We start from the raw sequence: 13,390 nt of genomic DNA, 5'->3' as shown, positions 1-13,390 counted from the left end.
GCGGCCTGGCCGGCGGGCCGCGGGCGGCGCGCCCCGGCCCGCGCCGCCGGGTCGCCGCCGCGCTCCACCGGCACGCCGGCGTGCGGCTGTCGCTGCTGCTGTCGGCGCCGCTGGCCTGGCTGGGCATCGCCTACCTGGGCGCGCTCGCCGCGCTGTTCGTCACCGCGTTCTGGAGCACCGACACCTTCACCGGCGACCTGGTCCGGACGTTCACCTGGGCCAACTTCCACGACGTGCTGACGGTCGAGGTGTACCGGACGGTCGCCCTGCGGTCGCTGGGCGTGGCGGTGGCGGTGACGCTCATCGACATGGTGATCGCCTTCCCGATGGCGTTCGCGATGGCCAAGATCGCCTCGCCGCGCAGCCAGCGCTGGCTGGTGATCGCCGTGCTGACCCCGCTGTGGGCGTCCTACCTGGTGAAGGCCTACGCCTGGCGGGTGATGCTGTCCTCCGACGGCCTGCTCGGCTGGGGCTACGGGCTGACGGCCACGATCGCGACCCTGTCGTACCTGTGGCTGCCGTACATGATCCTGCCGATCTACGCGGGGCTGGAGCGCCTGCCGAACTCGCTGCTGGACGCGGCGGGCGATCTCGGCGCGCGCGGGTTCCGCACCTTCCGCACGGTGGTGTGGCCGCTGACGTTCCCCGCCGTGGTGGCCGGCTCGGTCTTCACGTTCTCGCTGTCGCTCGGCGACTACATCGCCGTGAAGATCGTCGGCGGCAAGAGCCAGCTCATCGGCAACGTCGTCTACGACAACATCGGCGCCGCCAACAACCTGCCGTTCGCGGCCGCCGTCGCCACGATCCCCGTCGTGATCATGCTGGTGTACCTCGCGGCCGTGCGCCGCACCGGAGCGCTGGAGAACCTTTGACCCGCGTTCCCGCTCCGTCCTGTCCGATGGCCCCTGCGGCCCGGAGGCTCTCGTGAACCTGTCTCGCACCGCACGGCTGGCGCTGCGCCTGGCGCTGGCCCTCGGGCTCGGCGTCATCTACGTCCCCCTGGCGATCGTGCTGCTGAACTCCTTCAACGCCGACCGGACCTTCGCCTGGCCGCCGACCGGGTTCACCACCCGGTGGTGGAGCACGGCGTGGAACTCCTCGGGCGTGCGCGACGCGCTGTGGACCTCGGTGCAGGCCGGGCTCGGCGCGACGGCGATCGCGCTGGTCCTCGGCACGATGGCCGCCTTCGCCGTGCAGCGCTACCGGTTCTTCGGCCGCGACGCCGTCTCGCTGCTCATCGTGCTGCCCATCGCGCTGCCCGGCATCGTGACCGGCATCGCGCTCAACAACGCCTTCCGCACGATGCTCGAGCCCTTCGGCGTCGGCCTCGGCATGTTCACCGTGATCGTGGGGCACGCGACGTTCTGCGTGGTCACCGTGCACAACAACGTGCTGGCGCGGCTGCGCCGCATGGGCCTGAACACCGAGGAGGCCTCGGCGGACCTCGGCGCGGACACCTTCACGACCTTCCGCCTGGTGACGTTCCCGATGATGCGCTCGGCGCTGCTCGCGGGCGGCCTGCTGGCGTTCGCGCTGTCGTTCGACGAGATCATCGTGACGACGTTCACCGCCGGGGCGGGGGTCAAGACGCTGCCGATCTGGATCTTCGAGAACCTGTTCCGCCCGAACCAGGCGCCCGTCGTCAACGTCGTGGCCGCGGCGCTCATCGTCTTCTCGGTGGTTCCGATCTACCTCGCCCAGCGCCTCTCGGGCACCGCCGGCACCCACTGACCGGCCTCGCGGAGCGTCCCCGCGCGGCGGGGCCGGCACCACCGGCGTGGCCGCGCGAGAGCAACATCGCGCAACATACGGGAATCGTGAGGAACCTTCGGGCTACGGTCGGAGCGGTGACGTCACGCAGCCCAACGCACCGGGAGAGGTGGCCCCCCATGCCTCCGCCGCGCATCACCGAAGCCAAGGGGATCCTCGCCGCGCGCCTGCGCGAGATCCGCAACGAGGCGAGCCTCACCGGGCGCCGGCTCGCCTCCCAGGCCGGCTGGCACTACTCCAAGGTGTCCAAGATCGAGAACGCGGCGCAGACGCCGAACGAGAACGACATCCGGGTGTGGTGCCGAGTCTGCGACGCCGAGGAGTACGTGGTGGACCTGATCGCGGCCGTGCGCAACATCGACTCGATGTACACCGAGTGGCGGCGCCTTCTGTCCACCGGGCTGCGGCACGTGCAGGAGTCGTTCCAGCCGCTGTACCACGACACCCAGCAGTTCAGGGTCTTCCAGCACTCGGCCGTCCCCGGCCTGCTCCAGACCCCCGGCTACGCCCGCGCGCACCTGCGGGCGATCATCGACTTCCGCGGGATCCCCGACGACCTGGACGCGGCGGTGGCGGCGCGCCTGGCGCAGCAGGAGGTGCTGGCGGCGGGCGGGAAGCGGTTCATGTTCATCCTCGGCGAGCAGGCCCTGCGCACTCCGGTGTGCGAGGCCGGCGGCATGGCGGCCCAACTGGAGCGGCTGGCCGGGCTGACGGCCAACACGCCGCAACTCAGCCTGGGCGTGATCCCCGCGACGGCCCGGACGCCGATCATGCCACCCGAGAACTTCTGGATTTATGACGACAGCCAGGTCAGGGTCGACACCATCCCCGGCCAGTTCCGCATCAAGACGCCCTCGGACGTCGCCCTGTACGAGAAGGCCTTCGCCCGGCTCTCCGCCGCGGCCGTCTACGGGCAGGCGGCACGCGACCTGATCCAGGCCTCCGCGCGGCGACTCCGAGGAACTTGAAGCAACATCGTTGATCCCGTGATCGGCGGGCCCTTAGCCTCACGGGCAACGCACTCCGTGGCGACGCGGGCCGTGGCCCGTCTCGCACGGCCGTCACGGCGAACGGAGACGATCATGGCGACCACCGACAAGGTCGCGAGCGCGGCCACGGCCGCGACGCACCTGCGCCGCCTCGGCGAACTGCTGCGGACGCGGGGCCTGCACGTGCGCGTCGGAGCCACCCCCGGCGGGCTTCCCCAGCTCATCGTGATCAGTACGGCGGTGCCCACGCTGTCGGAGGTGATCTTCGCAGCGCGGCGCGGGGAGAGCTGGTGGTTCTGGTGGTCCTGGGCCGAGCGCATCGCCCCCGTCGAAGACCTGAATGCCACCGCGGCGCGGATCTGCCACGCGCTGACCCCCTCCCCCCGGCGCCACGACCGCTGATCCCCGCGACGCGCCCCCGCGCCCTCTCCGGCCCACGAGCACCCACCCGCGCCGTCCCAGTGCGGGAACGCTCCGCTAGGACGTGCGGGCCGCCGAGGTCCAGGAGGCGTAGAGGTCGGCGTAGACGCCGTCCCGCAGCGCCAGCTCGGCGTGCGGTCCACGCTGGACGATGCGGCCGTGCTCGAACACCAGCACCTCGTCCGCCGCCTCCGCCGTCGACAGGCGGTGGGCGATCGAGACGGCGGTGCGCCCGCGCGTGACGCCGTCCAGCGCCCGCGCCAGCCGCACCTCCGTCGCCGGGTCCACCGCCGAGGTGGCCTCGTCCAGCAGCAGCAGGTCCGGGTCGGCCAGGTACGCGCGGGCCAGGGCCACGAGCTGGCGTTCCCCCGCCGACAGCGACTCCCCGCGCTGCCCCACCGCAGTGGACAGGCCGGCGGGAAGGCCCTCCAGCCAGTCGGTCAGGCCCAGTTCGGTGATCGCCAGGGCGATGTCGTCATCGGTGGCCGAGGGCCGGCCGTAGCGGATGTTGTCGGCGAGCGACCCGTCGAACAGGAACCCGTCCTGCGGCACCATGACGATGCGCTCCCGCAGCGAGGAGAACCGCACCTTGCGCAGGTCCACCCCGTCGACCAGGATCCGCCCGCTGGTGGGGTCCATCAGGCGGGTGAGCAGCTTGGCGAAGGTCGTCTTGCCCGAGCCGGTCTCCCCGACGACCGCGACGCGCGTGCGGGGCGCGATGTCCACCGACACCTCGTGCAGTACCGGAGGGCCGCCGGGGTAGGCGAAGCCGACGTCCTGGAAGGACACCGTGATCGGCCCGCGCGGCAGCGTCGCCCCCGCCTCGCCAGGGTCGGCCACGTCCGCCGGGGTGTCCAGGACGCCGAGGACCCGCCGCCAGCCGGCGACGGCGTTCTGCGCGTCGTTCAGCACCTCGGTCGCGGTCTGCAGCGGGCTGATGAACAGCGTGATCAGGAAGAGGAACGCCACCAGGCGCCCGGCGGAGATCGTGCCGCCGATCCCGAGCTCGACGCCCAGCAGGACGACGCCGGCGATCGCCACCGCCCCCACCAGCTCGGTGATCGGGAAGGTGAAGGCGATGATCTTCTGTGCCCGCGTCTGCGCCCTCTGGTGGGAGTCGACGGCCTCGTCGATCCGCCGCGCGGTGCGCTCCTCGGAGCCGTACGCCCGGATCACCGCGCTGCCGACCACCGACTCGCTCACCGCCGCCAGCATGTCGCCGGTGCGCTCGCGGACCTGGGTGTAGGCGCGGGCCACCCAGCGCTGGAACCTCGGCAGCACGATGACCAGCGGCAGGAAACAGCCCCAGACGACCAGCGCGAGCTGCCAGGAGTAGACGGCCATCAGCACGCTGGCGATTAGGAGCTGGCCCACCGAGATGATGACCATGAGGCCACCCCACTGCATGAACGTGCTGATCTGGTCCACGTCACTGGTGACCCGGGAGACCAGCGCACCGCGCCGCTCGGTGTTCTGGGTGAGCACCGACAGGTCGTGGACGTGCCGGAAGGCCTTGCCGCGCAGCGAGGCGAGCCCCGACTCGGTCGAGCGGTACAGGCGGACGTTCATGAGATAGCCGCACAGCGCGGTCAGCATCACCGCGACGGCGCAGAGAAGGACGGCGTTCCTGATGAACGGCATGTCGGGCGTGGCGGCGTTCCGCAGACCCCGGTCGATGACCTGCTGAACGGCGATGGGGACGATCACCTTGCCGAGCGTGGCGAACACGGCCAGCAGCAGCGTCACCGGCAGCCCCACGCGGAACTCCGGCGACAGGGTGAGGCCGTGCCGCAGCGTCCCGAACGCCGAGCGCTCCTCCACCCGCAGGGAGCCGCCGGGTCGGCCGGCCTCCGCGTCCGTGCCGCGCTCTTCCACCTGCGTCGTCATGCGGAGATCTCCTCGTCGGCGCCCAGCGCCGCGCGCTCGGCCTCTTCACGTTCGTAGGCGGTGACCAGGTTGCGGTAGCCCTCGCACCGGGTGAGCAGCTCGTCGTGCGTACCACGGTCGGCGACCCGCCCCTGCTCCAGGTAGACCACCTCGTCGGCCAGCGCGATCGTCGCCATCCGGTAGGCGACCACGATCACCGTGGAGTCCGGGGACCCGTCCCGCAGCCCGAACAGGATCCTGCTCTCGACCTGCGCGTCCACGCTGGAGGTGGCGTCGTCCAGGATGAGCAGCCGGGGAGTCCTCACCAGGGCCCGCGCCAGCGCCAGCCGCTGCCGCTGGCCGCCCGACAGCGTCGCGCCGCGCTCGCCGACCCGCGTGTCCAGGCCCTTCGGCAGGGCGCTCACGAAACCCTCCGCCTGCGCCAGGCGCAGCGCCGCCCACACCTTCTCGTCGGGCACGCCCTCACCGCCGGTGCCGAGGGTCAGGTTGCCGCGCACCGTGTCGTCGAACAGGAACGTCTGCTGCGGCACCAGGGCCGCGGCGTCGCTCACCTCGCCCCTGGCGACCTCGCGCAGGTCGACCCCGTCGAGGAGCACCTGGCCGCCGTCGGGATCGACCAGCCGCACCAGCAGCTGGGTCAGCGTGGACTTGCCCGAGCCCGTGGGGCCGACGAGCGCGACGGTACGCCCGGGCCTGACCTCGAAGTCGACCCCGGACAGCACGGACGCCTCCGGCAGGTAGCCGAAGCTCACACCGCGCACCTCCAGCCGGGCGGGGCCCTGCCCGGCCAGGCGGGCGGCCCCGAACTCCATCGAACCCGAGGCGTTCAGCACGTCCTGCACCCGCGTCCAGCCGACGACGCTGCGCGGCAGCTCGGCGAGCACCCAGCCGAGCGCGCGGATCGGGAAGGCGAGCAGCGTGAACAGGTACGACACCTGGATCAGCTCGCCGGAGGAGACGTCGCCCCCGGCCAGGCGGACCGAGCCGAACAGCAGCACCGCGAGCACGCCGAGGGTCGGAAGCGCCTCCAGCAGCGGATCGAACATGCCGCGAATGCGGCCCACGGCGATGTTGGCGTCCCGCAGCGTGTCGGCCTTGGCCTGGAAGCGGGCCGCCTCGGTGTCCTCCCTGCCGAGGGTCTTGACGACCAGCGCCCCATCGAAGCTCTCATGCGCGATCTCGCTGACCTCGGCGCGCAGCTGCTGCGCCTTCATCACCAGAGGCGAGAGCCTGCGCTGGTAGACGAGGTTCAGCACGGCGATGGCCGGGAAGATCAGGAATCCGACGAGGGCGAGCACCGGGTCGACGAGCAGGATGGCGACGGCCGCGGTGACCAGCATGACCACGACGCCGACGGCCATCGGCAGCGGGGCGAGCGGCGCCCAGGCGGCCTCGGTGTCGGAGCTGGCGTTGGACAGCAGCTGTCCCGTCGGGTGGCGATGGTGCCAGGCGAGCGGCAGCCGCAGGTACTGGCGGGTGACGTCGCGCCTGGACCGCGCCTGCATTCGGTACTGCATGATGCCCGCGAGCACCCTGCGGCCGATCACCCCCGCGGCCTTCAGCACCGCGACGCCCACGATCAGCAGCGCCGCGGTCATGAGCGTGCCCGTGGTCGCGTGCCCCGCCCTGAACGCCGGCAGCACGGCGTTCTCGGTGGCCCAGCCCAGCGCCCAGGAGGAGCCGACCGTCATGATCCCGTAGACCGCGCTCGACAGCACCGCGCCGGTGAAGATCCGCGGCTCGCTTCGCACGGCGTGCCCGATGACACGAAGTCCCTGGCGCATGACGGTCGGACTGTGATCGCGCTCGCTCGGCACGCGGGGGATCCTCTCAACGGGGGACGTACGCCTGGGGGGCGCCTTGCTCACGGCTCGCCGGGGGGCCGGTCCGCCTCAATGCCTATCATCCGCGGCAACTCATTTATTCCCACCCCTACTACCGCGGACCAGACACACAGCCCACCCACGCAGGCATCAAAGCACCCGCCACAGCCCCGAGCCGAGCACACAGCCGGCCCACAGAGGCATCAAGACGCCGGCCACAGCACGGAAGCAGGGCACAGGGCACACAGGCCGCCCGCGGAAGCATCAAGACGCAAGCCACGACGTGGACGCGGACACACCCCACGCAGAGGCGTCAGAATGCGCTCCACCGCGTCGGAGCGGGGAGACGACCGGCTTGTAGGGTGATCAGGGTGACGCACGCACGCGCTGAGCGCGAAGCACTCTGTGATCTTCTCGACCGTCTGGGGCCCGACGCCCCGACGCTGTGCGCGGGATGGACGACCGCCGACCTGGCCGCCCACCTCGTGCTCCGCGAGCGCCGGCTCGATGCCGCCGGCGGCATCGCCATCAAGCCGCTCGCCGGCTACACCGAGCGCGTCCAGGACGGCATCAAGTCCGGGCGGAGCTACCGCGACCTCATCGACGCGGTCCGCGAAGGCCCGCCCCGCTGGTCGCCGTACGGCTTCCTGCCCGGCATGGACGCGATGGTCAACACGCTGGAGTTCCTCGTCCACCACGAGGACGTCCGGCGGGCCCAGGACCGCTGGGAGCCGCGCGAGCTGCCGGCCGGCCTGGAGGAGATGGTCTGGAAGAGGGTCGCCGGCGGCGCCCGGCTGATGCTCCGACGGTCACCGGTCGGCGTGGTGCTGCGGCGGCCCGACGGACGCAAGGCGGGCGGTAAGAAGGCCGAGCCGCACGTCATCGTGACGGGCGAGCCGGTCGAGCTGCTGCTGTTCTCCTTCGGCAGACAGGACCACGCCCGGGTCACCTACGAGGGCGAGAAAACCTCCATCGACAGCCTCCGCGCCGCCAGACTAGGCGTCTGACCCCTGGCCCGCGTACCGGATGTCCCGCACCAGCGTCCCGTACCGAGACTCCGGGGCCCGGGCTTCCAGGACCGGCTTCGGGCGGAACTGGTGGGGGGCGGCCGTTCGTTGAACGGACACGGCGATTCCATCGGGTCATCGCCGGGGTGCCATGGAAAGATCGTGCCCTGGCTATGATCATGATGGTGCCGGCACATGACCGATTCCGGAGATCGGGCGTCTCGCCGCTCGGGTAGGACCAAGGTCACAGCAATCGCGGGAGGCAGTCGGATGAAGACCAAGAAGGTGCTCACGTACGTTGCCATCGCCTTTGTGGTCTTCTATCTGTACTCGCGGCCCGCGGAAGCGGCGACCGCGGTGAAGGGCGCCCTGAACGGCATCACCAGCGGCGCCAGCCAGCTCGCCCTGTTCTTCACCAACCTCCTCGGCTGAACCGGGCCGCTCTCAGCTCGGGGTGGCCTCGGACAGGCGTCTCGCCAGTGAGTCGAGCGTCGCGACGATCTCGCCGACCTCCTGAGGCTCGACGTCCAGCGCCCTGGCGAGGGCGCCGTCGACGGCCGTCGTGTCCGCATACTGCTGACCCCGCTCGCGCATACCCGCCGCGGGCCGCACCAGGGTGCGGCGCCGGTCGACGGGGTCCGGCTCGGTGACCATCACACCGTGTTCACGGAACCTCGCCACCGACGAGGACACCAGGCTCTGCGGGAATCCGGTGCGAGCGGTGATCTCGCCGATCGAGCTGTCGGGGTGCTGGAAGACGTCGACGAGGATCGTGCGGGCGCTGACCGGAAGCGTCTGGAACCCCGACCTGGGCATGGCCTCCTGGCCGATGGTCATGAGCTTGTGTCCCAGGAGGAAGAGTTCGAGGCCGTTCATGAGTCCATGATGGACCAATCACCAGATACATCAGTAATGTGATGTATCGTATTTCTGATGCAATTCAGACGGGAGGGGATCCCTCATGACGACCTCGAAGACCCTTGACGTGCCCGGAGCCCGCTTGCGGTACGTCCTGCGCGGCACCGGCCCGCTGCTTCTCCTGATCGCCGGCGGGGACGGCGACGCCGCCGCGAGCGACGGCCTGGCCTCCCACCTCACCGACGGCTACACCGTCCTCACCTACGACCGCCGGGGCCTGTCCGGCAGCACCGCGACGGATCCCGCCGACCCGGTGACCGTCACCACCCACGCCGACGACGTCCACCACCTGCTCGCCATGCTCACCACCGAGCCCGTCCAGGTCTACGGCAGCAGCATCGGCGCCATGATCGCGCTGGAGCTCGTGTCCCGGCATCCCGAGCAGGTGAGCGTCCTGGTCGCCCACGAACCGCCGGCGACCCAGTTGCTGCCGGAGACCGAGCGCGACCGGGCCAGGCAGGCGCAGAAAGAGATCGAGGACATCCACGCCACGGAGGGGGTCATACCGGCCCTGCGCAAGTTCGTGATCCTCGCGGGCGTCGATCTCGCCGACCGCGAACCCGACGCGCGGATCATGGCGCCCGGCCCCGACCGCCTGCCGAACCTTGAGTTCTTCCTGACCCATGACGCCCCCGCGGTGGGCCGCCACGAACTCGACATGGACGCGCTCAAGGCGGCGTCCACCCGCATCGTCCCCGCCGTCGGCGAAACCTCCGCGCACGTCTGGCCGCACCACTGCGGGCGCCTGCTCGCCGAAGCCCTCGGCACTTCGTACGTGGAGTTCCCCGGCGGCCACAACGGAGGAGTCCTACGCCCCCGCGCCTTCGCCACCCGCCTAATCGAGACCCTCAAAAACGCCCAGTCCCTCACCCCTGACCACAACGGCCACCACACCGCTTTCTCATCGACAGGACAGACAGAGGAACCCAGTTCCCCGCGACCCTGACCACGGCGGTCACCGCACCGCTGCATCTTCTCCACGGTGCCAGACAGAGGACAGAACCAAGTTCCCCCACCCCTGACCGCGACGGTCACCACACTGACAGTGCGGTGACCGCAAACTTTCACTGCCGGGCGGGCACCTCTCCCGTCTGGCATGGTGCTCCTGCACACGGCGCCGCGACGGGCGGAACCCGATACCGCGATACCGGCGCCGCCCTACGTACAGCAACCCCGCGAACCCGCTGGCTCTTAGCTCTTCACGGGGACCAGGCAGAGGACGTAGCCCGTACCGCCGGACTTGCCGCCCTCCCAGTACGCCGAGGTGACCTTCTTGTCCCGGCACATGCTGAGATTCTCGTCGGCGTCGAACTGCGCCTCGGTCTTACCTTCGACCTTCTGCGAGATCTTCCACTCGACCGCCGCGTCCTTGCAGTCGACGACCTTCAGGCTGCTCTTGTCCTGCCCGGACATGCAGTCGCCCACGTGAGCGATCCGAGGGGCGCCGGTGACCTGGTCGCCGACCTCGCGTACGGCGAACACCCCGCCGAATTTGAGGACCGCGAAGACGATGACGACGCCCACGGCGCCGAGCGCGCTCAGGATCCGGCCGCCCATCTTCTTACCGGCCGGGGCCGCGGTCTCGCTGGGCTGCCACTGAACGCCGGCGGCCTGCTGGGCGAAGGGGTCCTGGCCCTGCCCCTGACCGAAGGAGCCCTGCTGCTGGTAGGGATCCTGCGCCTGCTGCGCGCCCTGCTGGTAGGGATCCTGCACCTGCCCGGCCTGCTGGTAGCCACCCTGCTGCCCGGCGTACGCCGGCTGACCCTGCTGACCGGCATAAGCCTGCTGGCCTTGCGGGCCCTGCTGACCGGCATAGCCGTGCTGGCCGGTGTAACCCGGCTGGCCCTGCTGACCGGTGTAACCCGGCTGGCCCTGCTGACCGGCGTAGGCGCTCTGCTGGAAGGCGTCCTGAGAGGAGCCGCCCGCGTACGGAGTCTGCTGCTGGTAGGGGTTCTGCTGCTGTGCCGCATAGCCCTGACCCGGGTAGCCCTGCCCGCTCGTCTGACCCGGGTAGCCCTGCCCGGCCGTCTGACCCGGGTAGCCCTGTCCGGCCGTCTGACCCGGATACGCCTGCCCGCCGGTCTGGGCCGAGTAGCCCTGGCCGCCCGCCTGGCCGGGGTACGCCTGGGCCGTCTGGCCCTGGCCGGTGGCCGCACCCTGCTGGTACGAATTCCCCTGCTGGTAGGACGCACCCTGCTGGTAGGGGGCCCCTTGCTGGTACGACGGGTCCTGCTGGTAGGCGTCCCACTCCTGCGGGCGGCCCTCGCCCGAGGCGTGGCCCTCGTGGGGCTGGTAGGGGTAACCCGGCTGCTGAGGCGCGGAGGGAGTGGTCACGGAGGATCCTTGTGGTCGGCGCGGCACCATCGAAGAACCCGCATGACCGTAGCGGATCATCACCCGACTTGCGACGACATTCCACCATTCGAGCCGGTTTGGACCGCTCCGAGATGGGTAATGTGCGATGTTTCACGGTTTCCCGCCGCCAACGGCGCCGATCACCACCGCACCTCACCCCACCGCTCCGGCGCCCCGAAACCAGCCCCACAGTGCGAAAACCCACCCCGGCACCACCCCATCGCACACGCGACGGAAACCGCATGAGGCGACAGGGCGGCCTGCAGCGTCGAGGGTGGCCCGATTCACCCACCAGAGAAGCCCGCGCCGGCACTCCGAATGCCCACGGGCACCTTCGGTTGGTGCCGCCGCAATTCCTTAGCGGACGGGGTGGCCTGCGGAACGCAAGGTGTTCTTCACGTCGGAGATCTTGAGCTGGCCGAAGTGGAAGACGCTCGCGGCAAGGACCGCGTCGGCGCCCGCCTCCACGGCAGGGGGGAAGTCGGCGAGCGCGCCGGCGCCGCCGCTGGCGATGACGGGCACTGTGACGGCCTCGCGCACGGCCCGGATCATCTCCAGGTCGTAGCCGTCCTTGGTGCCGTCCCCGTCCATGGAGTTCAGCAGGATCTCCCCCACGCCGAGCTCCTGGCCGCGCCGCGCCCACTCCACGGCGTCGATGCCCGTCCCCCGGCGGCCACCGTGGGTCGTGACCTCGAACCCCGACCGCGTGGGCACGCCGTCGACGACCCGCCGGGCGTCCACCGACAGCACGATGCACTGCGCCCCGAACCTGCGGGACGCCTCGGTCAGCAGCTCCGGGCGCGCGATGGCGGCGGTGTTGAGCGACACCTTGTCGGCGCCGGCGCGCAGCAGGCGGTCGACGTCCTCCACGGCCCGCACTCCCCCGCCGACGGTCAGCGGGATGAACACCTGCTCGGCCGTGCGGCGGACCACGTCGACCATGGTCTCCCGGTCGCCGGAGGAGGCCGTGATGTCGAGGAACGTCAGCTCGTCGGCGCCTTCGGCGTCGTAGCGGCGGGCCAGCTCGACCGGGTCGCCCGCGTCCCTGAGGTTCTCGAAGTTGACGCCCTTGACGACCCGCCCGGCATCGACGTCCAGGCAGGGGATGACCCGAACCGCGACGGTCATGACCTCACCGCCGCGAGGGCCTCCTCGAGGGTGAACGCCTGCGCGTACAGCGCCTTGCCCACGATGGCGCCCTCCACCCCGTCCGGGACCAGCGTCGACAGCGCCCGCAGGTCGTCCAGCGAGGAGACGCCTCCGCTGGCGATCACCGGCTTGTCGGTGCGGGAGCACACCTGGCGGAGCAGGTCGAGGTTGGGCCCGCGCAGCGTGCCGTCCTTGGTGACGTCGGTGACGACGTAGCGGGGGCAGCCGTCGGACTCCAGCCGGTCGAGCACCTCCCACAGGTCGCCGCCCTCCTTGGTCCAGCCGCGCGCGGCGAGCGTGGTGCCCCGCACGTCCAGGCCGACGGCGATGCGATCGCCGTGCTCGGCGATGATCTTCGAGCACCAGGCCGGGTCTTCGAGCGCGGCGGTGCCGATGTTCACCCGCCTGCACCCGGTGGCCAGCGCGGCGGCCAGCGACGCGTCGTCGCGGATGCCGCCGGACAGCTCCACCTGGACGTCCAGCGCGTCCACGACCGAGGCCAGCAGCTCGCGGTTGGAGCCCCGGCCGAACGCGGCGTCCAGGTCGACCAGATGGATCCATTCAGCGCCCGCCTGCTGCCAGGCGAGGGCCGCGGCGAGCGGGTCGCCGTACGAGGTCTCCGTACCCGCCTCACCCTGCACGAGGCGCACGGCCTTGCCGTCCGCGACGTCGACTGCGGGCAACAGCACCAGCGACATGTTCTAGGACCTCCGGTCGAATACGACGGTGACGAGCACCGGGAGCAGTAACAGGGACAACACCAGCACGCCCACCCGGGCCGCCCATCCGTCGAGCAGCAGCCAGGCGCCCGCCTGGACGAGCACGAACAGCACGGCGACGACGGCGTTCTGCGTGCGGTGCCGCCGGGCGATCAGGCCGCCCTGACGCGCGACCCGCACGGGCCGGGGCATCACGGCGACCAGCCGGCCGCGCAGCTCGCGCCGCCTGGCCCGCCGCGCCTCGCGTGCGGCGCGCAGGGCGGCCTGCCGTGCCTTCTCGGCCTCCCGCTCGGCGCGCCGACGCGCGCGTTCCTTGCTCACGCCGGCACCACTAGCCCGGTAAGCGGGTCGCG

General features: G+C 71.1%; 14 protein-coding genes. 7 read left to right on the top strand and 7 right to left on the bottom strand.

Going from position 1 to position 13,390, the window contains the following annotated elements:
- The 4 genes from MYF83_RS34135 to MYF83_RS34120 form a co-directional block, all read left to right on the top strand.
- The coding region (locus tag MYF83_RS34135; protein ID WP_248964880.1) for an ABC transporter permease at nt 1-872 on the top strand (872 nt) is incomplete at its 5' end.
- 52 nt (nt 873-924) lie between these two features.
- Complete coding sequence (locus MYF83_RS34130) at nt 925-1,731, top strand: ABC transporter permease (protein ID WP_248964879.1); 807 nt, start codon at nt 925-927, stop codon at nt 1,729-1,731.
- Nucleotides 1,732-1,889: 158 nt separating this feature from the next.
- Nucleotides 1,890-2,738, top strand: a complete 849-nt coding sequence (locus MYF83_RS34125) for a helix-turn-helix domain-containing protein (protein ID WP_248964878.1) — start codon at nt 1,890-1,892, stop codon at nt 2,736-2,738.
- A 114-nt stretch (nt 2,739-2,852) separates the two neighbouring features.
- Nucleotides 2,853-3,161 (top strand): hypothetical protein, encoded by a 309-nt coding sequence (locus MYF83_RS34120; RefSeq protein ID WP_248964877.1) that lies wholly within the window; start codon nt 2,853-2,855, stop codon nt 3,159-3,161.
- Nucleotides 3,162-3,236: 75 nt separating this feature from the next.
- Here the strand turns inward: MYF83_RS34120 and MYF83_RS34115 are convergent, their stop codons facing one another.
- A complete protein-coding gene (locus MYF83_RS34115; protein WP_248964876.1) occupies nt 3,237-5,066 on the bottom strand; it encodes an ABC transporter ATP-binding protein in 1,830 nt (609 codons plus the stop codon).
- A complete protein-coding gene (locus tag MYF83_RS34110; protein WP_248964885.1) occupies nt 5,063-6,850 on the bottom strand; it encodes an ABC transporter ATP-binding protein in 1,788 nt (595 codons plus the stop codon). The genes MYF83_RS34115 and MYF83_RS34110 overlap by 4 nt, the downstream gene beginning before the upstream one ends.
- Nucleotides 6,851-7,260: 410 nt before the next feature.
- Between MYF83_RS34110 and MYF83_RS34105 the strand changes: the two genes are divergently transcribed.
- The gene (locus tag MYF83_RS34105) at nt 7,261-7,896 is read left to right on the top strand and encodes a TIGR03085 family metal-binding protein (RefSeq protein ID WP_248964875.1); all 636 of its coding nucleotides are present in this window, start codon (nt 7,261-7,263) and stop codon (nt 7,894-7,896) included.
- Between the two features lie 270 nt (nt 7,897-8,166).
- Complete coding sequence (locus MYF83_RS34100; protein ID WP_248964874.1) at nt 8,167-8,328, top strand: hypothetical protein; 162 nt, start codon at nt 8,167-8,169, stop codon at nt 8,326-8,328.
- A 12-nt stretch (nt 8,329-8,340) separates the two neighbouring features.
- Here the strand turns inward: MYF83_RS34100 and MYF83_RS34095 are convergent, their stop codons facing one another.
- Entirely contained in the window at nt 8,341-8,772 is a 432-nt protein-coding gene (locus tag MYF83_RS34095) for a MarR family transcriptional regulator (RefSeq protein ID WP_248964873.1), read from the bottom strand.
- A gap of 85 nt (nt 8,773-8,857) precedes the next feature.
- On the opposite strand from MYF83_RS34095, the gene MYF83_RS34090 reads away from it, so the two are divergent.
- Nucleotides 8,858-9,760 (top strand): alpha/beta hydrolase, encoded by a 903-nt coding sequence (locus tag MYF83_RS34090; protein ID WP_248964872.1) that lies wholly within the window; start codon nt 8,858-8,860, stop codon nt 9,758-9,760.
- A 245-nt stretch (nt 9,761-10,005) separates the two neighbouring features.
- Here MYF83_RS34090 and MYF83_RS34085 read toward each other — a convergent pair whose 3' ends face one another.
- From MYF83_RS34085 to MYF83_RS34070, 4 genes are all read right to left on the bottom strand, one after another.
- Entirely contained in the window at nt 10,006-11,148 is a 1,143-nt protein-coding gene (locus MYF83_RS34085; RefSeq protein ID WP_248964871.1) for an LppU/SCO3897 family protein, read from the bottom strand.
- 378 nt (nt 11,149-11,526) lie between these two features.
- The gene (gene hisF / locus MYF83_RS34080) at nt 11,527-12,297 is read right to left on the bottom strand and encodes an imidazole glycerol phosphate synthase subunit HisF (protein ID WP_248964870.1); all 771 of its coding nucleotides are present in this window, start codon (nt 12,295-12,297) and stop codon (nt 11,527-11,529) included.
- The gene (gene priA, locus MYF83_RS34075) at nt 12,294-13,016 is read right to left on the bottom strand and encodes a bifunctional 1-(5-phosphoribosyl)-5-((5-phosphoribosylamino)methylideneamino)imidazole-4-carboxamide isomerase/phosphoribosylanthranilate isomerase PriA (RefSeq protein ID WP_248964869.1); all 723 of its coding nucleotides are present in this window, start codon (nt 13,014-13,016) and stop codon (nt 12,294-12,296) included. The genes hisF and priA overlap by 4 nt, the downstream gene beginning before the upstream one ends.
- Nucleotides 13,017-13,019: 3 nt before the next feature.
- On the bottom strand, nt 13,020-13,358 hold the full coding sequence (locus MYF83_RS34070; protein WP_248964868.1) for a hypothetical protein: 339 nt from the start codon (nt 13,356-13,358) through the stop codon (nt 13,020-13,022).
- Nucleotides 13,359-13,390: the final 32 nt, after the last annotated feature.

The organism is Sphaerisporangium perillae (assembly GCF_023276435.1).
Lineage (GTDB): Bacteria > Actinomycetota > Actinomycetes > Streptosporangiales > Streptosporangiaceae > Sphaerisporangium > Sphaerisporangium perillae.
The sequence above is the reverse complement of the archived record's forward strand: the minus strand, read 5'-3'. Positions and strand labels throughout refer to the sequence as shown.

Excerpts from the sequence above, each read along its gene's own strand:
- MYF83_RS34110 (WP_248964885.1), bottom strand. The coding sequence starts at position 6,850 with ATGCGCCAGGGACTTCGTGTCATCGGGCACGCCGTGCGAAGCGAGCCG.
- MYF83_RS34120 (WP_248964877.1), top strand. The coding sequence starts at position 2,853 with ATGGCGACCACCGACAAGGTCGCGAGCGCGGCCACGGCCGCGACGCAC.
- MYF83_RS34100 (WP_248964874.1), top strand. The coding sequence starts at position 8,167 with ATGAAGACCAAGAAGGTGCTCACGTACGTTGCCATCGCCTTTGTGGTC.
- hisF (WP_248964870.1), bottom strand. The coding sequence starts at position 12,297 with ATGACCGTCGCGGTTCGGGTCATCCCCTGCCTGGACGTCGATGCCGGG.
- MYF83_RS34115 (WP_248964876.1), bottom strand. The coding sequence starts at position 5,066 with ATGACGACGCAGGTGGAAGAGCGCGGCACGGACGCGGAGGCCGGCCGA.
- priA (WP_248964869.1), bottom strand. The coding sequence starts at position 13,016 with ATGTCGCTGGTGCTGTTGCCCGCAGTCGACGTCGCGGACGGCAAGGCC.
- MYF83_RS34090 (WP_248964872.1), top strand. The coding sequence starts at position 8,858 with ATGACGACCTCGAAGACCCTTGACGTGCCCGGAGCCCGCTTGCGGTAC.
- MYF83_RS34125 (WP_248964878.1), top strand. The coding sequence starts at position 1,890 with ATGCCTCCGCCGCGCATCACCGAAGCCAAGGGGATCCTCGCCGCGCGC.
- MYF83_RS34095 (WP_248964873.1), bottom strand. The coding sequence starts at position 8,772 with ATGAACGGCCTCGAACTCTTCCTCCTGGGACACAAGCTCATGACCATC.